Source organism: Actinomyces sp. HMT 175 (assembly GCF_016694895.1).
Classification (GTDB): Bacteria; Actinomycetota; Actinomycetes; order Actinomycetales; family Actinomycetaceae; genus Actinomyces; species Actinomyces oris.
This window is the reverse complement of sequence record NZ_CP068012.1, coordinates 354543-372881: the sequence shown is the minus strand read 5'-3', so window position 1 is coordinate 372881 and position 18339 is coordinate 354543. Positions and strand designations below refer to the sequence as shown.

At 71.6% G+C, this 18339-nt stretch carries 13 protein-coding genes; 10 read left to right on the top strand and 3 right to left on the bottom strand.

What is annotated here, in order from left to right; genetic code table 11:
* Positions 1-310: 310 nt before the first annotated feature.
* The 6 genes from JJJ14_RS01565 (at position 311) to JJJ14_RS01540 (ending at position 7529) form a co-directional block, all read left to right on the top strand.
* Complete coding sequence (locus tag JJJ14_RS01565) at positions 311-1612, top strand: variant leucine-rich repeat-containing protein (protein WP_101558907.1); 1302 nt, start codon at positions 311-313, stop codon at positions 1610-1612.
* Between the two features lie 115 nt (positions 1613-1727).
* Positions 1728-2981, top strand: coding sequence for an MFS transporter (locus tag JJJ14_RS01560; RefSeq protein WP_201444503.1), 1254 nt, complete (start codon positions 1728-1730; stop codon positions 2979-2981).
* Positions 2982-3128: 147 nt separating this feature from the next.
* The gene (locus JJJ14_RS01555) at positions 3129-4400 is read left to right on the top strand and encodes a glycosyltransferase 87 family protein (RefSeq protein ID WP_201444502.1); all 1272 of its coding nucleotides are present in this window, start codon (positions 3129-3131) and stop codon (positions 4398-4400) included.
* Positions 4401-5206: 806 nt separating this feature from the next.
* Positions 5207-6481 carry an App1 family protein gene (locus JJJ14_RS01550; protein WP_101558910.1) on the top strand — a complete coding sequence of 425 codons (1275 nt, stop codon included), beginning with the start codon at positions 5207-5209 and terminating at the stop codon, positions 6479-6481.
* Positions 6482-6722: 241 nt separating this feature from the next.
* Entirely contained in the window at positions 6723-7052 is a 330-nt protein-coding gene (locus JJJ14_RS01545) for a hypothetical protein (protein ID WP_101558911.1), read from the top strand.
* Positions 7053-7211: 159 nt separating this feature from the next.
* On the top strand, positions 7212-7529 hold the full coding sequence (locus tag JJJ14_RS01540; RefSeq protein WP_009406192.1) for a hypothetical protein: 318 nt from the start codon (positions 7212-7214) through the stop codon (positions 7527-7529).
* Positions 7530-7575: 46 nt separating this feature from the next.
* Here the strand turns inward: JJJ14_RS01540 and JJJ14_RS01535 are convergent, their stop codons facing one another.
* A complete protein-coding gene (locus tag JJJ14_RS01535; protein WP_075414057.1) occupies positions 7576-8355 on the bottom strand; it encodes a trimeric intracellular cation channel family protein in 780 nt (259 codons plus the stop codon).
* Between the two features lie 239 nt (positions 8356-8594).
* On the opposite strand from JJJ14_RS01535, the gene JJJ14_RS01530 reads away from it, so the two are divergent.
* The 3 genes from JJJ14_RS01530 (at position 8595) to JJJ14_RS01520 (ending at position 11602) form a co-directional block, all read left to right on the top strand.
* A complete protein-coding gene (locus JJJ14_RS01530) occupies positions 8595-9509 on the top strand; it encodes a cation diffusion facilitator family transporter (RefSeq protein ID WP_201444501.1) in 915 nt (304 codons plus the stop codon).
* 65 nt (positions 9510-9574) lie between these two features.
* Positions 9575-10486, top strand: coding sequence for a copper homeostasis protein CutC (locus JJJ14_RS01525; RefSeq protein WP_201445040.1), 912 nt, complete (start codon positions 9575-9577; stop codon positions 10484-10486).
* Between the two features lie 294 nt (positions 10487-10780).
* Positions 10781-11602, top strand: a complete 822-nt coding sequence (locus tag JJJ14_RS01520; protein ID WP_003787821.1) for an alpha/beta hydrolase family protein — start codon at positions 10781-10783, stop codon at positions 11600-11602.
* Positions 11603-11671: 69 nt separating this feature from the next.
* Here JJJ14_RS01520 and JJJ14_RS12685 read toward each other — a convergent pair whose 3' ends face one another.
* Positions 11672-11794 (bottom strand): hypothetical protein, encoded by a 123-nt coding sequence (locus JJJ14_RS12685; protein WP_269089886.1) that lies wholly within the window; start codon positions 11792-11794, stop codon positions 11672-11674.
* A complete protein-coding gene (locus JJJ14_RS01515; RefSeq protein WP_236592873.1) occupies positions 11781-13085 on the bottom strand; it encodes a hypothetical protein in 1305 nt (434 codons plus the stop codon). Before JJJ14_RS01515 ends, JJJ14_RS12685 begins: the two co-directional genes overlap by 14 nt.
* A 235-nt stretch (positions 13086-13320) precedes the next feature.
* Between JJJ14_RS01515 and JJJ14_RS01510 the strand changes: the two genes are divergently transcribed.
* Entirely contained in the window at positions 13321-18105 is a 4785-nt protein-coding gene (locus tag JJJ14_RS01510; RefSeq protein WP_201444500.1) for a DUF3418 domain-containing protein, read from the top strand.
* Positions 18106-18339: the final 234 nt, after the last annotated feature.

Below are 18339 nucleotides of genomic sequence, written 5' to 3'. Positions count from 1 at the left end.
ACCCGATCGGAGGCCGGCGGCGCCGGCCCCGCTGCACCCGCCGAACGGGCCTGCCTCACCGCCGCCATCGGCGACGATCCGCCGTCGTCGGACACTGACGGGCTGCGGCCGTGACCCGTCAGGCAGTCGGATTCACGGTGTCCTCAGGTAGTCTTCCAACGTGGCCGGCTGACCGACCCCTATGCCGCCGAGGTGGTACTGCGTTCCCTGACTCGGTATCACGGGCGGCCCGACACCCGACCCGCGACGGCCCCAGGTGCCGGTCACAACCTGGACCGACGTCGTTTTCCCGACCCTCGAAGGACCCAGCATGTCTCAGGCCAAGGACGAGCTTGTCGCGCGAGCGCAGGATCCCAATGCAGAGTTGGAGACCCTCCACCAGCTGGCGCAGAACTACCCCGGCCTGCGCCCCTACATCGCCGCCAACCCACGCACCTATCCCGCCCTCCTGGAGTGGTTGGGAACCCTGGGCGACCCCGCGGTCGACGCAGCCCTGGCCTCTCGCAACAGCCAGCCCCAGTCAGCGCCGTCGGCGCAGTCGGCGCAGTCATCGCCGCAGCTGGCGGTGGTCTCGCCCCCCGGCGCCCAGCACAGCGCCCCGTCGGCCAGGTCCTCCGAGGCCCCCACGCAGGTGACCCTGCCCCGTTCGCTCCAGCCCGGCAGCGCGGTCTCCGGCGCCTCTGCGATCTCCGCCACCAGCTCGAGGAGCGCCGCGAGCGCTCCGAGCGCCTTCAACGCGGCCGGCGCGAACACGCAGGTTGACGGCTTCCAGGCCGCGGGTGACCCGACTGTCTCGGTGCCCACGTCCCACCCCGCCCAGGCAATGGCCTCCCAGTCACCGGCCCGGCCGGTTCAGCCCGCCCTGCAGCAGACCTTCCAGCAGTCCGCGAACGTCTCTCAGGCGCAGAGCCCGGTCATTCCGGCTCCCGTGCAGCAGGCCCCCGCAGTGGCCGGCGACGACGGCGTTTTCGGCGTCGGCACCGAGGACGACGACTCCGAGGCCCCGTCCTCCTTCCTGACCTCCAACCGCATCCTGCTCATCCTGGCGCTCCTGGTGGCCACGGTCCTGGTCTTCCTGGCGACCTGGTACCTCTCCGGGGGCAGTGACAAGGGCTCGGCCGCCGACTCGGGCACCGAGGCCCCGGCAGACTCCGGCCAGGCCGCGGCTCAAGACGGCTCCTCCCCGGCCGCCCAGTCCGCCTCCCCCTCGGCCTCGGCCACCCCGAGTGCCTCGGCAACCCCCACACTCAAGGCGCCGGCACCCGCCAACGCTCAGGAGCTGTCCGCCTTCGACGCCCCCAGCGGCAACATCAGCTGCACCCTGAATGACAACAACCTCACCTGCGTCATCAACGAGCACGCCTCGACCGCTTCCTGCCCGTCCTCGAAGCCGCTGACGGTCACGATCGGCACGGATGGGAAGTCCAGCCAGAGCTGCGGGTCCACCTTCTCCACCAAGGGCGTCAGCCTCAGCTACGGCTCCGCCGCCAAGAACTCCACCTTCGCCTGTGAGTCGGCAGACTCCGGTATGCAGTGCTGGAGCCAGGTCACCGGTCAGGGCTTCATCCTCAGCCGCGAGAGCGTGACCCCCACCACCCACCGCAGCAACTGATCCGTTTCACCCCAGGTCGGAGCCCCGCCCGCCGGGGCTCCGACCCGTCCTATTCCTCTGAACTTCCTCTGAACTTCCTCTGAGCCGCACCTTCCAGCAGCGCACGACGTCCGATATGGCCACCTCCTACCGAACGATCCTCATTCACCCCGGTGCCCGCTCCTTCACGAGCGCCGGGCTCATCGCCCGTTTCCCCATGTCCATGGTGGGGATCTCCACGATCCTGGCGGTCGAGGAGCTCTACGGCTCCTACACGGCCGCGGGCCTGGTCAGCGCCGCGAACTTCGTGGCCATGGCCATCGGGGCGCCGATCCTGGCCCGCTGCGTCGACCGCTACGGCCAGTCGCGGGTCATGCTGCCCGCGGTGCTCGTGTCGTCCTTGAGCCTGGTGGGGCTGGCCGGCGCCGCCGCCGTGCACGCGCACCTGGGGATCCTGGCCGCCCTGTCAGCCCTGGCCGGCGGCCTGGCCGGTTCCATGGGCTCACTGGTGCGGGCGCGCTGGACGGCGATGCTCACCCGCCCCGAGGAGGTTCACGCGGCCTTCTCCCTGGAGGCGGCCCTGGACGAGGTGGCCTTCATTCTCGGGCCGGTGCTGGCCACGGCCCTGTGCACGACGCCGTTCCTGCCGGTGATCTCGGGCTGGGTGTGCTGTGTGGTGATGCAGCTGGTCGGGGGGCTGTGGTTCCTCGGCCAGCGCGCCACTGAGCCCGCGCCGCACCCGACTCGGCCGCGGCGCACCGCTGAGGCCGCCGAGCAGTCGGATCAGACCGCGGCGCACCCACCGGTGATGCGCTACGGCGCGATGGTGTCCATCGCCATCGTCTTCCTCATCCTGGGGGCCATGTTCGGGGCCAACGACGTCGCCGCGGTCGCCTTCGCCACCGAGGCCGGGCACAAGTCGGCCTCGGGTCTGGTCCTGGCGGTGTGGGGCGTGGGCTCCTTCGGCGCGGCCCTCCTCTACGGCTCGCGCACGTGGGGGTGGCCGCTGTGGAAGCAGCTCATGGCCGGACTGGTGGGGCTGGCGGTGGGGGCCTCGACCTTCGGTTTCGCCCCGAGCCTGGTGGTGCTGTCCGTCCTGGCACTCCTGACGGGGCTGGCCATCGCCCCCACCCTGACCAGCGGCAACAACATCGTGCAGGTGACGGTGGCCCCCTCCCAGCTGACCGAGGGCCTGGCCTGGGTGAGCACGGCCCTCAACATCGGGGTCTCGATCGGGTCCCTGCTGGCGGGGCAGGCCACCGACGCCGGTGGCTCGCGCGCCGGGTACCTGGCAGTGGCCGCCTTCGCCTGGGGCGCCGTCGTGGTTGGTGTCCTGGGGCTGTCCGCGCTCAGGCGAGCGCGGACCAGCGGCTCGCTGGGCGGTCACTGAGCGTCCTCGGCGGGCGACTCAGTTCCCAGCGTTCTTGGTGACTCTTCTACACTCAGCACGATGCCGATCGCAGGAAATCCACAACACGCCCCCCTTCCCTCCCAGTCGGGCACCGGCCCCACGGGGCACCCCGGCCGTGGGAGCGGGATGCCTGCCGCCCGACCTGCGCGGCTGGTGGCGGCCGCGCACGCCGTCGCCTCATCGCCCGTCGTCGCCGCCTTGGGATGGCTGACCCTGCTGGTGCCCGCCTACTGGTCCCTCGTGGATGAGCACGGCCAGTGGCTGTTCAAGCTGGATTCCTTCGTCTACTACGAGGCCGTCCGTCAGTGGCTCGACGGCGGGGACCTCTACAGCTGGTACGCCAACCCGGGCCAGCACCTGTGGCCCTTCACCTACACGCCCCTGGCGGCCTGGGTGATCTCGCCCCTGACCTGGATGTCGTACCAGCAGGCCACCGTGCTGCTGATCGTGGCCACGCCGCTGTGCGCCGCCGTGACCGCCTACGCGGTTCTCAGGCGGCTGGCCGTCGCGCCCCGGATGGCACGCGGCCTGGCACCGTGGCTGGCGCTCATCGGGGTCATCGCCCTGGAGCCCTTCCCCAAGACCATGGAGTACGCGCAGGTCAACGCCATTCTCATGGCGCTGGTGGCCGTGGACCTGTTCCTGGTTCCTGAGCGCTCGCGCTGGCGCGGGGCCCTCAGCGGTCTGGCCGCCGCGATCAAGCTGACGCCGGCGGTCGCGATCCTGGTGCTCCTGGCACGCCGGGAGTGGCGGGCGGCAGCCACTATGGCGGGCAGCGCCGTCGGACTGACGCTCCTGGCCGCCCTGGCGGCCCCCGCCGAGTCCTGGGAGTTCTTCACCTCGGCCATGTGGGATCCGGGGCGCGCCGGTTTCGCCGACTACTCGGGCAATCAGAACCTCAAGGGCGCGATCGCCCGGGGGCTGCCGGAGGCCGCCTGGAACCTCACCTGGGCGGTGTGCTCCCTGCTCGCAGTCGTGGTGGCCTGGCTCCTGTGCCGCCGGCTGGACCGGCTGCGGGGAGCCGGCGGCGCGGTCGGAGGTCCCGGGCAGGACGACGACCTGATCCTGTCCCTCCAGATCAGCGTGGTCATGGTGCTCGGCCTGCTCATCTCTCCCATCTCCTGGTCGCACCACTGGGTGTGGTGCCTGCCCGTGCTCATGTCGGTGACGGCGGCGACCTGGCGCTGGCGCTCGACCGCGCTCGGCGTGGCCGCCGCCGCCGGGTTCCTCGTCTTCGTCCTGGCAATGCAGTGGTGGTTCCCCGAGCAGAACCACGTGGAGCAGAACTGGCCCGCCTGGGCCAAGGCCGTCGGCTCGAGCTACACCTGGTGGGCCCTGGGCTGCGGGGCCGTCCTGTGGTGGGCGAGCGGCCGGCGGCTCAAGGCCCTGCGCCGCTGAGGGGCGCTCGCGGTCGTACCGTAGGTCGCGCTATCGAGGGTTCAGGGTACGACCCCGCGACCTACCCTACGACCGCGCGGCGCTTCATCACGACGAGGCCTGGCGGACCTCTCGCTCGGTGCGCATGCGCTCGAGATCCTCTGCAGTCATCGGTCCCTGGGTGGTCCCGGGGACCGTCCTGACGGGGTGTGGGTGTCCATGGTGCTGACATCAACCCCGCTCCGACGTCGCGGACCAAAGACGACCCGCGACATTCCAACGATCCCCACTGGGTGCGCTGACGCCGGGTCCGTTCATGTCAGCGCTGTGGACACCGGGCTGCGTAGGAGTAAGTCGGTGGGGCTTGCGGCAGTGCCCGGCGCCTCCGTCTCAGGTCCGCCTCCACCGACTCCTGCCCGCCGCCTGCGCTGGGGCCCGGTGGTCAGGGTTCGACTCCGACTCTGCCTTGAGTCGGCCCGAGTCTGCCTTCTCCACGAGGGTCGGGATCCACTGGCCAAGGGTTGTGCGTACTGCACGAAGGCCCCACCCACCCGAAGTGCACCCAACCCTCGTCCAGTAGCACCCCACCCTCGTGCAGTGCATCCAGACGACGACGGCAACCACCACAGTGACCCGGCCAGCCCGCTCCGACAGGCCGAAGCAGCAGCCCTCCCATCCGGCAGACGCACCCCACCAGTGTCTTAAGATGTCATGACATCCGACACTCTCAGAGGCCATGAGACAACACAGAGGGTTCAAGGGTACGAACGCGCGATCCACCTGACGAACGCAACGATTGGAACCCCTGAGTCGTCTAGGATCCAGGGGTGCCCCTCTCCGACATCGCCCGCGCCGTCGAGGACCGGTTCCATCGCGATACCGTCCCGGTCCTCAAGCGTCAGGGCTGGCGCCCCCGCGTCATTCCCTACGACGGATACGGCACCAGCGCCCCGGCTCAGCCCGGCCCGACGGCGCCGCAGCACCAGGAGCAGCACCAGAACACTGCGACCCAGCGCAGCGCGGCCGGAGCCCACCGGCGCCCCGCCTCAGCCTCCCGTGGGACCTCCTCCGGTTCCTCCCAGCCCACTCAGCCCTCCCGGCCCGCTCCCATGGCCCGGGTCCTGGCCCGCATGGTGATGCGTCCCCAGGACGCCCCCGCCGAGGGACCCCTGTTCCGCTCCCTGCCCGACACTCTTCCCGTCAGCGCCGCCCAGGCCCGCAGCTTCGCCATGACCGGGCTGAGCGACGCCCAACGCGGCTGGCGTCTGTTCATCGAGGTGCCGGTGGCCTTCCTGCCGGTGACGGTCCACGTGGGTCGGGCCAGTGTGCGCACCCGGGCCGACCGCAGCGGCTACATCGACGTCGTCGTGCGCGATCACGGCCTGGAGCCCGGCTGGCACGAGGCCAGGATCGAGGCGATGGGGGCGCACGCGGTCGCCGCCAAGGTCCTCATCATCCCCGAGGGCCCGCGCCTGGGCATCATCTCCGACATCGACGACACCGCCATGGTCACGCACGTCCCCCGCGTGCTCGTGGCCGCCTGGAACCAGCTCGTCAAGTACTCCTCGGCGCGCGAGCCCGTCCCCGGGATGGCCGAGCTCTACTCGCGCATCCAGGCCGCCCACCCGGGCACCCCGATGATGTACCTATCGACCGGGGCCTGGAACGTCGTCCCCACCCTGCGCTCCTTCTTCTCCCGCCACGGCTTCCCCTCGGGGCCCGCGCTCATGACCGACTGGGGGCCGACCAACACCGGCTGGTTCCGCTCGGGCATCGAGCACAAGCGCACCGAGCTGCGCCGGCTCATGATCGACCTGCCCCAGATCACCTGGATCCTCTTCGGCGACGACGGCCAGCACGACCCGCACATCTACGGCGAGGCCGCCCGCCACCACGCCGACCGGATCGCCGCCGTCGCCATCCGCCGTCTGACCGCCACCCAGCAGGTGCTCGCCGGAGGGCTGACCGCCCACCCCATGGGCATCGGGCCGGAGGCCCGGACCCTGGCCGAGGCCGACGTGCCCGTCGTCGTGGGCGCCGACGGCTACGAGCTGGCCCGGCGCCTGCCCCGCGAGCTGCTGGAGGCCGCGCCGCGCCGCTGACGGCCTCACGGCGACCACCGCTGAGAGCGAGCCGTTTCCCGGCCGCCCCCTCCATGCGGCATGTCTCACGCAGGCCCCTCCACCGGCGTCGATGCCCGCCAGCATGCGGATCGCCCCATAGCCTGCCCGGTTCACAGGGACGGCACAGGCCCGCCCTACACGGACGACAGGCCCGGGCGGTTACCTGGGTTCATCGGGGCAGACGCCCCCGTTCCCATCCCCAGCGAACAGGAGGAATCAGATGTCCCCCTTCTCCACGGACTCCACCGGTCCGGCAGAGCCCACCAGCCCCACCGGCCCGAACGGCCCCATCAGCTCCGCTGCCTCGACGGCGGCCTCGCTGCGCCGCCACGCGATCCTGGCCGACCTCAACGTGCTGCAGGTCGCCACCCTCATGGGCACCGGGCTGCTGGTGACGCTCGGCGTCATCCTGGGCGGCCGCTCCTACATCACCACCGTCACGCCGGACGGCCTGATCGCCTCCCAGCCGAGCGCCCACGGCACCAGCGTCCAGGACCCCGCGGCGGGCTCGATCCCCTCCACCGGCGACTCCTCGGAGAAAACCGTGTGATTCCAGGGGCGAGGACCGCCCCAGCCCCGCAGCGCCCCCGCACGTGACGCTGTGGGCGATCACGCGGGCCCCGAACCCCCTTCACGTCAGTCGCCCCGGCCCCCGGCCGGTATGGTGATGGCGCACCCAGCAGTGCTTCCTTCAAGCTCAGGAGACGATATGGCCGGCAAGATCCCCTTCATCCTCGGACTCGGCGCGGGATACGTGCTCGGGACCCGCGCCGGGCGCGCCCAGTACGAGCGCATCAAGACCGCGGCCTCCAAGGTCGCCGAGCAGCCCTTCGTGCGCACCCGGGTCGACGCCGCCTCCAGTCACGTCAAGCAGGCCGTGCGCACCCAGGGCGAGGCCGTCACCGAGAAGGTCGCCGACGCCGTCAAGGAGCGGCTCTTCGGGGCGCCCTCGAGCAAGGGCGGCGCCCAGTCCCAGCCCGTCGACGCCGGTCAGGCCAGCGTGCGCCCGGTCGGCGAGAGTTCCTGAGGCCGCCTCGAGGCCGGCTGAGCCCGGCTAACCCCGCAGTCCGCTCCTAGCCCTGCTCGGGCTGCTGGGAGGAGGTGCCCTCCTGCGCCGTCTGCCCGCCGCGGCCGCGCCAGGAGGGGGCCTTGAGCGGCCCCATCATGAGCCCCCGGCGCCAGCCCACAAGCGCGCCGTTCGCCGCGCGCCGCCCGGCCCGGCGCCGTTCCCGGTCGGAGATGACCGGCAGCTGCCAGGAGCGCCAGTAGGCGAGCACGCACAGGCCCGCACCGACCACGGTGGACACGAGCATGGCGTGAGCGTCGGCCACCCCCGCCTTGACGGCCACCACCTGGGTACCGGCGGCGATGAGCGCCGGGATCGCGTAAAGCTTGTTGCCCCCGAAGACGGCCGGGGTCTCCCCCACCGCGACGTCGCGGATCATGGAGCCGCCGATGGCGGTGAGGCAGCCCAGCAGGAGCGCCGGCATGACGCCGAGCCCATAGGTGAGGGCCTTCGAGGCCCCGGTGGCGGCCCAGCAGCCCAGGATGACGGCGTCGGCCACCACGAGCAGGCGCCGGGTGGGCCGCGAGGTCAGCGGCACGAACCAGGCCACCGTCGCCCCCAGGCAGGCCGTGTAGAGGTAGTAGGGGTCGGTCAGGGCGAAGGGCGGACCGGCCTGGATCATGACGTCGCGCAGGATGCCGCCGGCGGTGGCCGTGAGCATGGCCAGGACGACGAAGCCCACCAGGTCGAAGTTCTTGCGCCGGGCGATGAGCCCGCCCAGGATCCCGTTGAGCAGGACCCCGCACAGGTCCAGCAGCCGGAAGGTGTCGGTCAGGGACGCCGGCATGTGAAGCGTGAGGGAAGAGAGGTCCAGCACCCCGGTTGCCCGCCTTTCGCTCCTGTCATGCTCCTGTCACGGTGACTGCCCCGCCGTCGATCCCGGTGTCGGACCGGCAGCCCGCCGCTACCGGGCACCTTAGCCCACGGCGCAACGCGGGGCGGACACCCGACCGCCGCGGACCGCGCGTTGCGGCGACACGAAACCTCAGGTGGTCAGGGCGCTGAGGCCCGCGCCATGATCGGGTCGTGTCCTCCCGCTACTCACCCCCCAAGGACCTGAGCCACTACGCGTGGCTGTCCATCGGTGCCGCACTGGCCACGATCGCGCTCAAGGGGGCCGCGGCCTGGCTGACCGGCTCCGTGGGTCTGCTCTCCGACGCCGCCGAGTCCGTGGTCAACCTCATCGCCGCCGTCGTCGCCCTCATCGTGCTGAAGATCGCGGCCAAGCCGGCCGACGCCGACCACCAGTTCGGGCACTCCAAGGCCGAGTACTTCTCGGCCATCGTCGAGGGGGTCATGATCTTCGTGGCCGCCGCCGTCATCATCATCTCCGCCATCGAGCGCCTCATCGACCCGCGGATGCCCGAGCAGCTGGGGGTGGGTCTGGCGGTCTCGGTCATCGCCTCGCTCCTCAACGGTGCGGTGGCGTGGGTGCTCTACCGGGCCGGGCGCCGCGAGCGCTCCATGACCCTGGTGGCCGACGCCAAGCACCTGGCCACCGACGTCGTCACCTCCGCCGCGGTGCTGGTCGGGGTGGCACTGGTGGCCGTCTTCGGCTCGGCCGTGCTCGACGCCGTCGTCGCCCTGGGGGCCGGGCTCAACATCATGTGGACCGGCTTCACGCTCATTCGCGACTCAGTGGGCGGTCTCATGGACATCGCCCCGTCCGCTGAGGTGCTCCAGCGCGTGGAGGAGGTTCTGGCGCGCCACCGCCAGGTGGGCATGATCGACTTCCACGCGGTGCGGGTGCGCGAGGCCGGCAACCGGCGCTTCATGGAGCTGCACGTGCTGGTTCCGGCAGCCTGGAGCGTCAAGAAGGGGCACGACTTCACTGAGCAGGTCATCGACGAGCTCATCGAGGCCGACACCAGCCTGCGCATCTCGGCGCACCTGGAGCCCATCGAGGACCCCAAGTCCTACGAGGATCTGGAGGACATTTAAGAACTCCCAGGTCAAGTCGGTTTCCATCATCGTGCGGACATGTCAGACTCAGCCCCATGAATGCAATGAGGCTCACCGGCTCAGCACCGTCGCTGCGCCAGCATACGATCACCGCTCCCGTCCCCGCCTGGCGTCACCCCAGCCACGTCGTCCTGGAGACCTGCGTCGAGGACGTCGAGGGCGTGAGGATCTCCGCCCGGGCCGGGGCTGACCGGGCCGAGCTGGGCGCGAACCTCACCGCCGCCGGCACCACCCCCTCGATCGGCACCATCGAGGCCGCCATCTTCGCCGCCGCCGAGCAGGTCGAGCAGCGCCGTGTCCAGGCCGGCGCCCACTGGGCGGAGAAGCCCGAGGCCGCCGCCCCCTTCGGCCTGCGGATCCTCATCCGTCCCCGGGGCGGGTCCTTCGTCTACAACGCCGATGAGGGCCGGGCGATGATCGCCGACGTGCGGCGCATCGCCACCCTGGCCCTGGAGATGGCCGAGTTCACCCGCCCCCAGGCCACGGGCGGGGGGCGCACGACGCTGCCGCCGGCGGTGGACCTGGGCTTCGTCGTCGGTGCCCTGACGGAGGACGGCACCATTGACCGCGGCCTCGTGCGCCTGCTGGTCGACATGGCCAATGGCGCCCCCGTCACCTTCCACCGGGCCTTCGATCAGTGCCGCGACACCGTCGAGGCCTATGGGGACCTGGAGGGACTGGGCGTGCGCTACGTCCTGACCAGTGGGGCGGCCCGGACCGCGGCCGACGGCGCCTCGGTGATCGCCGGGCTGGTGGCCAGTGGCGGGCCGACCGTGGTCGCGGCCGGGGCCGTGCGCCCCGACGGCCTGGTCGACCTGGTGGAGTCCACCGGCGTGCGTGAGGTCCACATGCGCTGCCCCCGCGAGGGACTGACCCCCGACGAGCCCCAGCGCACCGATGAGGCCCTGGTGCGCCGCGCCGTCGAGACGGTCCGCGCGGTGCCGCTTCCCGCGTAGCTCGGCAGCCCCGCCCGTCCCTGCCCTCCTCCCGCCCGACGGCGGAGCTGAGGCCGGGTGCGAGCCCCCGGCGACTCGGGGTGCGCACCCGGCCTGGCACCCTTGTCACTCTCCTCGGCCCTTGGTCCCCGGTCCGGCATCCTCCGTTGCCGGAGAATCCTCACGGTTCGTAGATATCTACAGCCCGGCGAGCGTCCGGAGGTCTCGACGCCTCCGTCACGCTCGAAGCGCAATCGGGAGAACTACCGATGCATCCCCCATGCTCACCCCTATTTTCTGTCTTAGGTTGACCCCATGAACGACGTCCGCATCGATACCCCACGCGGGATCACCCTGGCCGGCACCCTCCAGCTGCCTGCCGGAGCCGCCCCCATCGATCTGGAGGTTTCTACGACGTCGGAGGACACCCAGCCCCCACAGGCGCGACCTGAGGGCGTGGTCCTGCTGGCGCACGACTTCCTCACCGACCGTCACGGCCAGAGCGGGCGCCTGGACTGGATCGGTGCCCGTTACCGCGAGGCGGGTCTGGCCACGCTCAACCTGGACTTCTCGGGTCTGGGTGAGTCCGACGACGACGTCATCACGCTGGCGGGCGAGGCCGAGGACCTGCGGGCGGCCTCCAGCTGGCTGGCCGGCCTGGGCTTCACCCGGCAGATGATCCACGCCAACGGTTTCGGGGCGACGGCGGCGCTTCTGGCGAGGCCCGAGCATGTGCGCACGGCGGTTCTCGTGGGGGCCATCGTGGGGCCGCAGTCGATCCTGTGGGAGGAGATCTTCTCCCCCGAGCAGCTCGATGAGCTCGCCCAGCACGGGCTGACGCGCCTGGTGGATGACAATCCCAACTCCCGCGAGTGGAACGTCCTGTCCAAGGAGACGCTGGCGGACTTCTCCATGCAGGATCCGCAGCGCACCCTGGCGGACCTGCCCTGGCCGGTGCTCATGGTGCACGGGGTGCTGTCCAATGAGCTGCCCGACACCGCTGAGGCCACCGCCGAGGGCTTCCCGCTGCTGCCCGACTCCAGCCAGATGGTCCATGTCCACGCCGAGTCCCTGGAGCAGGCCCAGGAGGAGGTCGCCCGCCTGAGCGTGGAGTGGGCGCAGCGCCGCCTGCGCTGAGCGGCCGCCCGGCTCCTTGTGCCAGGCGGCGGCATCGCCGTCGGCATGCGCGAGGAGGGCCGGGGCGGATCAGGACGGGCGGTAGGCCTTGACGGCACCGTCCTCCTCGAAGGTGATGAGGAAGTCGCCTTCGGGTCTGTAGCCGGCCCAGTTCCCCAGCGGGAGCGGTATGGGGCTCTCACCGGTGGACATGCAGATCTGTCTCAGCTTCGCTCTTGTGCTCGAAGAAGACGCCGATCTCCCCGTCTCCGGAGTGGTGGACGCCCTGGATGGGCACGCCCTGGCAGCCGCCGACGCCGGGGAACTTCACGGACAGCGAGTTGTCCTCACCGAGGTTGATTCTCTGGCCTGCCACCGTGATGGACGTGCACTCCTTGTCATCCTTGTTGATCGAGTAGGTCGACGGCGCCCAGGAGGTGTCGCCGTTCTTGAGCCAGGCGCGCGCCTGGTCGAGGGTGAAGTCCTGGGGTGACCACGGGTAGTCGGTGAAGTCCTCAGGAACGCCTACATCAAAGGTCTCCTTGACCGAGCCATCGGGGTTGATGAGGGTCACGGTATCGGGCCGCCCCGAGGACGGGGGCTGGAGGTCGAAGAGCATCCAGCCGTTCTGCAAGGCAGTGGGCGAGGTGGACATCGAGGCGCCCTCAATCGGGGAGGCCTGGCCGGTGTTGAGGTCGACATGCAGGTACTGCGTCTGCCTCCCCCAGAAGATGCTCGCTACCGCATAGTGGTCGAAGCGGGGCGAGATGGTGGCGTTCGCAGAGCCGGGGTCGTCGAAGGGGAGCTTCTTCTGCCAGAGGCGCTGCTTGGAGGCGGACCACATGGTGCAGGTTGCGCCTTCGCAGGAGATCGCCTTGTCTCCGTTGATGGCGACCGAGGCCCCTGCCTCCCAGGGAGCATCCTCGTGCTTCTGGGAACCGAGGTCGACGAGCTTGCCTGCCTCGACCAGCTTTCCGTTCCATACGTCGAGGGAGTACGACTCGGCCTCTGACTCGAAGTCCTCCTCCCACAGGAGCTTGGGGGTCTTGCTCGTCAGTGAGAACACCTCGACATGCACCTGACTGTCTTCGGAGACCGCCCGGATGACATAGTCGCCGACGTGCTCGACCGAGACATGCCCCTCACGGCCGGGCTCGTTCTTGGGGGCGTCGAGAGCCCAGACCTCCTCGTAGCCCTTGGCCCAGGCCTTGGTCCAGCCCGATGTCGGCTTCTTCAGGTCAGCCCGAGCCCCGCCTCGGACATGCAGCCACCAGTAGGCTGCTCCCCCTCCGGCAACCGCGAGGACCAGCACGACCACGACCGCCACGATGACGGCGGTGCGCCGTCTGCGCTTGGGCGCCCCGTCGTCGGGGGCACCCGGGTAGACCGGACCTGCCTGGTACGACGCCGGCGCCCCTGTCGGGAGGTAGGGAGCCTGGGCCGGCTGCTGCATGACCGGCTGACCGGGAAGGCCGCCCGCCGCAGGCGGATTCTGCCAACCCACCGCATCCTGAGGACCGTAGGGAGCCGGGATAGCCTGAGAGGCCTGCGGACCGTAGGGAGGCTGAGACCCGCCAGCACCGTGCGGGAAGGGCCCCGAGGTGTGGCCCGGCCACTGGGGAGTATCCGTCATATCGGTGAGTATTGCACGCAGGGCCCCCACCGGCTCGGCCTTTGGCCGGCGGTCCTGTCGCGGGGTGATCGGGCGAGGGGCGCGCATGGGGGACAATGGGCCACCTATGGAACAGGGCGAGCACCTCACGCAGAACCAGGGCGACGATCACGCCGGGGGCCATCGCGGCCAGCAGGACAGCGACCTCGGCGCGCGCAGCACCGAGAGCACTCAGGCGTCCCCTGACGGGCCGGCCGAGCACACCGCCGGCCCCGCACGCGGCGGCGCACCGGACCAGCACAGGCAGCGCGCCCCGCGCGGTGGCGGCAGGCGTCGGGGCCGGCACCCGGGCCGCACCGAGGGCAGGCGCCGCAACGCCTGGAAGGGCTACTCCCCCGAGCAGCTCGCCGCCCGCACCGCCGCCGTCCCGGCAATCGTCTACCCCGAGGAGCTACCGGTCTCCGCCCGCCGCGAGGAGATCGCCGCCGCCATCGCCGAGCACCAGGTCGTCATCGTCGCCGGTGAGACCGGCAGCGGTAAGACCACCCAGCTGCCCAAGATCTGCTTGGAGCTGGGCCGGGGCGTGACCGGGATGATCGGCCACACCCAGCCGCGGCGCATTGCCGCGCGCAGCGTGGCCGAACGCATCGCCTCCGAGCTGGGCACCCTGATCGGGCGTGACGGCGTCGTCGGCTACCAGGTGCGTTTCACCGAGGAAGTCGGCGAGAACACCCTGGTCAAACTCATGACCGACGGCATCCTGCTGGCGGAGATCCAGTCCGACCCCCAGCTGCGCCGCTACGACACGATCATCGTGGACGAGGCCCACGAACGCAGCCTCAACATCGACTTCATCCTGGGCTACCTGGCGCGTCTGCTGCCTCAGCGCCCCGACCTCAAGGTCATCATCACCTCGGCCACCATCGACTCCGAGCGCTTCGCCGAGCACTTCGGCCGCGAGCAGGTCGGCGACCGCGGGCAGCCCTTCACCGTTCCCGCCCCGGTCATCGAGGTCTCCGGGCGCACCTACCCCGTTGAGGTGCGCTACCGCCCGCTGGCTCCCGACGACGCCCCGCCCGCCTCCGACGACGCCGGCGGTGAGCCGGCCAAGCCCGCCGCCGCGCCCCAGCCCGGTCCGGCGGGACCCGGCGAGCTGAGCGAGGCCGAGCTGGAGGCCCTGACCTCCCCCGACCCGGCGGTGCGCGCCGCGGCCCGGGCCCGCCGCGAGGCCATCCGCTCCAATGCCGGCCCCACCGCGCTCACACCCCGCAACCAGGGGGCTCGCGGCAAGGGCCGGGGCCGGGCCGGCTCAACGACCGCCGAGTCCGGGGAGCCCAAGGACCAGGTGACCGGGATCCTCGACGCCGTCGACGAGCTCCTGGGCGAGCCCAGCGGCGACATCCTCATCTTCCTGGCCGGCGAGCGCGATATCCGCGACACCGAGGCGGCCCTCATCGACCACCTGGGGGCGCGCTACACGCCCGACGGCCGTTCGCGCACACCGGGGGCCATCGAGGTCGTCCCCCTGTACTCGCGCCTGAGCGCCGCCGAGCAGCACCGGGTCTTCGAGGCCCACCAGGTGCGCCGCATCGTCCTGGCCACGAACGTGGCCGAGACCTCCCTGACGGTTCCCGGGATCCGGTACGTCGTCGACCCGGGCCTGGCGCGCATCTCCCGCTACTCCAACCGCACCAAGGTTCAGCGCCTGCCGATCGAGCCGGTCAGCCGGGCCAGCGCCAACCAGCGGGCGGGCCGTTGCGGGCGCGTGGCCGACGGCATCGCCATCCGCCTGTACTCGCAAGCCGACTTCGAGGCGCGCCCGGAGTACACCGAGCCGGAGATCCTGCGCACCTCACTGGCCAGCGTCATCCTGCAGATGGCGGCCCTGGGGCTGGGGGCGGTGGAGGACTTCCCCTTCCTGGACGCCCCGGACTCCCGCCAGGTCCGCTCCGGCCTGCAGCTGCTCACGGAGATCGGCGCCATCGAGCCGGCCGGGGCCGCCTCCGCGCGCTCCGACGACGCCCCCGACCGGGGCCGGCGCGGGCCGCGCCTGACGGAGATCGGGCGGCGCCTGGCGCGCCTGCCCATCGACCCGCGCCTGGGGCGCATGCTCCTGGAGGCCGGTGAGCTGGGCTGTGTCGGTGAGGTCATGGTCATCGTGGCGGCCCTGTCCATCCAGGACGTGCGCGAGCGCCCGGCGGACAAGCAGGAGGCCTCCGACGCCCTGCACCGGCGCTTCGCGGACCCGACGAGTGACTTTCTGACCTACCTGAACCTGTGGCGCTACCTGCGCACGCAGAGCCGCGAGCTGTCCGGCTCGGCCTTCCGGCGCATGTGCCGGGCCGAGTTCCTGCACTACCTGCGGGTGCGCGAGTGGCAGGACGTCCACGCCCAGCTGCGTCAACTGGCCCGACCGCTGGGCCTGGACGCGGCCCCGGTGGAGCTGCCGACGGCCCGTTCGATCCGGGCGGCCACCGAGGCCCTGGAGCCGGGCAGCCATGCCGCCCAGATCGCCAACGGGGGTGTGGCGGCCGCCGTCGTGGCCCTGGGGCGCAGCGCGGACACGCCCGACGCCGACGCGATCCACCGCTCGCTGCTGGTGGGGCTGCTGTCCAATGTGGGGAACTGGGACGAGCGTCGTCGGGAGTACGCCGGCGCGCGCGGGACCCGTTTCACGATCTGGCCGGGCTCGGGCCTGCGCCGCAAGACCTACGACTGGGTGATGACTGCCGAGCTGGTGGAGACCTCCCGGCTCTTCGCCCGCACGGTGGCCAAGGTGGACTCGCGGTGGATCGAGCAAGTGGCGGACCGGGCGGGCCTGACCCGCCACGTCTTCGGTGAGCCCTACTGGTCGACCCGCCAGGGGGCGGCCATGGTTCACGAGAAGGTGCTGCTCTACGGGATGACGCTGGTGGCGGACCGGCCGGCGACGCTGGCGAGCGTGGGGACGGACTCGGCCCGCCAGGTGGCCCGGGAGATGTTCATCCGCTCGGGCCTGGTGGAGGGCGGCTGGCACGCCCGCCACGGCTTCGTGGAGCACAACCGGGAGCTCATCGAGGAGCTTCAGGACGTGGAGCGGCGTCGGCGCGAGCACGGGCTGCTGGCCGACGACGCCGCCCTGTTCGACTTCTATGACGACCGGATCCCCGAGGAGGTGACCTCCGCGGCGGCCTTCGACGCCTGGTGGAAGGAGCAGCGGCGCACCACCCCGGACCTGCTGGACTTCACCCGGGAGCTGCTGCTGCCCGGTGGGGGCGACGCGAGCGGCTTCCCGGACACGTGGGTGCAGGGGGACCTGACCCTGGGCCTGGACTACGTGTTCGAGCCGGGCCACCCCGAGGACGGGGTCAGTGTCCAGGTGCCGGTGGAGGTGCTGGGGCGCCTGGCCCCGGAGGGCTTCGACTGGCTGGTCCCCGGGATGCGGGCTGAGCTGTGCGTGGCCACGATCCGGGCGCTGCCCAAGCGGGTGCGCCGCCAGCTGGTGCCGGCCCCGGACGTGGGCGCCCAGGTGTGGGCGCAGATCGCCCAGGAGTTCCCGACGCCGTCGGGCGCGAGCTGCCCCGAGGTGCCCTTCGAGGAGGCCTTCAGCCGGGTGGTGTTCCGACTCAAGGGCGTGGAGATCACGGAGGAGGACTGGGCTGAGGCTGCCGAGCGGCTGCCAGACCACCTGGCGATGGGCTTCGCGGCCCTGGATGCGCGAGGCCGGGTCATTGGCCGGGGCCGGGACCTGGTTGCGCTCCAGCAGCGGCTGTCGGGCAAGACGGAGGCCGCCGTGCGCTCGGTGGTGCGCGGCGCGCTGGCCCAGGCGATGGCCGAGGCCCAGGAGCGCCAGGGCGCGCAGGGCGGGAAGCCCGGCCGCAAGGGCCGTAAGAAGAAGGGTGGGCGGCCAGCTGCCGCTCAGCGGCCGGGCGTCGCCGCTGGAACCGCAGGAGGCGCGGGAGGCTCAGGGGCCGGTGCTGGAGCCGGCCTGGAGGAGCGCCGGGGCCTGACCGACTGGCCTCGGGGCGTGCCGGGCCTGGGCGACCCGGATGCCTCGACGATCCCGGCCTCGGTGGAGTCGGCGGGCCGGGCCGGCCTGGTGGTGCGCGGCTACCCGGCACTGGTGGCGAACGGGGCCAGGAGCGCGGACTTGAGGATCCTGCCCGCCGCCGCCGCCCAGCTGGGCGCTCATGGCGCCGGGGTGACGGCATTGGCCCTGGCGCGCACGGCCTTGCCGACGGCCCGGGTGACGAGCCGGTGGAGTGCCCAGGAGTCGCTCGTCCTGGCGGCCAGTCCCTACCGGAGCACGGAGGCTCTCGTGGAGGACGTGCAGGCGGCTGCCGCACGGATCGTGGCCGGGCGCTGGGCGGCGTCGGCCTCCGGCTGCACGCTGGCGGAGGTGCGCAGCCGGGAGGTCTTCGAGACGCTGGTCGGTGTCATGCGCGATGAGCTCGAGGACGAGGTCTACCGGGTGGCCCGGTATGCGGCCGCGGCGCTCACGGCGGCCCGGGAGGTGGAGCGCGTGGTGGGTGAGCACACCTCCCTGACGCTGCTGAACACGCTCCAGGAGGTACGCGAGCACGCGGCCGCCCTGGTTCCGGAGGGTTTCATCACCGCCACCCCGCCGGAGCACCTGGCGCATCTGGAGCGCTACCTGCGGGCCCTGGTGATGCGGGTGGAGAGGGCGGCCTCCTCGCCGTCGGCCGCCTCCCAGGACGCGGCCCTGTCCTTCCAGGTCTCCCAGGCCCGGGAGGTGGTGGACAAGGCCCGCGCCAAGGCGGCCTCACTGCCGGCCGACCCGCAGCGTGAGGCCCTCCTGGAGGAGGCCCGCTGGATGGTGGAGGATCTGCGGGTGAGTCTGTTCGCCCAGACGCTGGGCACGAGCCGCAAGGTGAGCCTCCAGCGCATCACCAAGCTCGTCAGCGGCATCTGACCCGGCACCGGCGCCTTGCCCCTCGGCTGTCGCCTCTCATCGCACGGCATCAGTGTCATGACCTCATTCATCGAGCCGGTTCAGGCTCCGTCGTCGGCTCGGCATCCAGCGCGCCCAAGCGCCCGGTCTTCTTCCCACAGGCATCGGGCACCCCGCGGGCTGGGCCACGACTCATCGTCCCCGCAGAGGACCCCTCCTCCCTCAGAGGGAGGAGACCGCCCCTACTGCGTTCAG

Bases quoted from the DNA above. Each gene is read 5' to 3' on its own strand.
- JJJ14_RS01565 (WP_101558907.1), top strand. From the start codon at position 311: ATGTCTCAGGCCAAGGACGAGCTTGTCGCGCGAGCGCAGGATCCCAAT.
- JJJ14_RS01560 (WP_201444503.1), top strand. From the start codon at position 1,728: ATGGCCACCTCCTACCGAACGATCCTCATTCACCCCGGTGCCCGCTCC.
- JJJ14_RS01555 (WP_201444502.1), top strand. From the start codon at position 3,129: ATGCCTGCCGCCCGACCTGCGCGGCTGGTGGCGGCCGCGCACGCCGTC.
- JJJ14_RS01545 (WP_101558911.1), top strand. From the start codon at position 6,723: ATGTCCCCCTTCTCCACGGACTCCACCGGTCCGGCAGAGCCCACCAGC.
- JJJ14_RS01540 (WP_009406192.1), top strand. From the start codon at position 7,212: ATGGCCGGCAAGATCCCCTTCATCCTCGGACTCGGCGCGGGATACGTG.
- JJJ14_RS01535 (WP_075414057.1), bottom strand. From the start codon at position 8,355: ATGCCGGCGTCCCTGACCGACACCTTCCGGCTGCTGGACCTGTGCGGG.
- JJJ14_RS01525 (WP_201445040.1), top strand. From the start codon at position 9,575: ATGAGGCTCACCGGCTCAGCACCGTCGCTGCGCCAGCATACGATCACC.
- JJJ14_RS01520 (WP_003787821.1), top strand. From the start codon at position 10,781: ATGAACGACGTCCGCATCGATACCCCACGCGGGATCACCCTGGCCGGC.
- JJJ14_RS12685 (WP_269089886.1), bottom strand. From the start codon at position 11,794: ATGTCCACCGGTGAGAGCCCCATACCGCTCCCGCTGGGGAACTGGGCC.
- JJJ14_RS01510 (WP_201444500.1), top strand. From the start codon at position 13,321: ATGGAACAGGGCGAGCACCTCACGCAGAACCAGGGCGACGATCACGCC.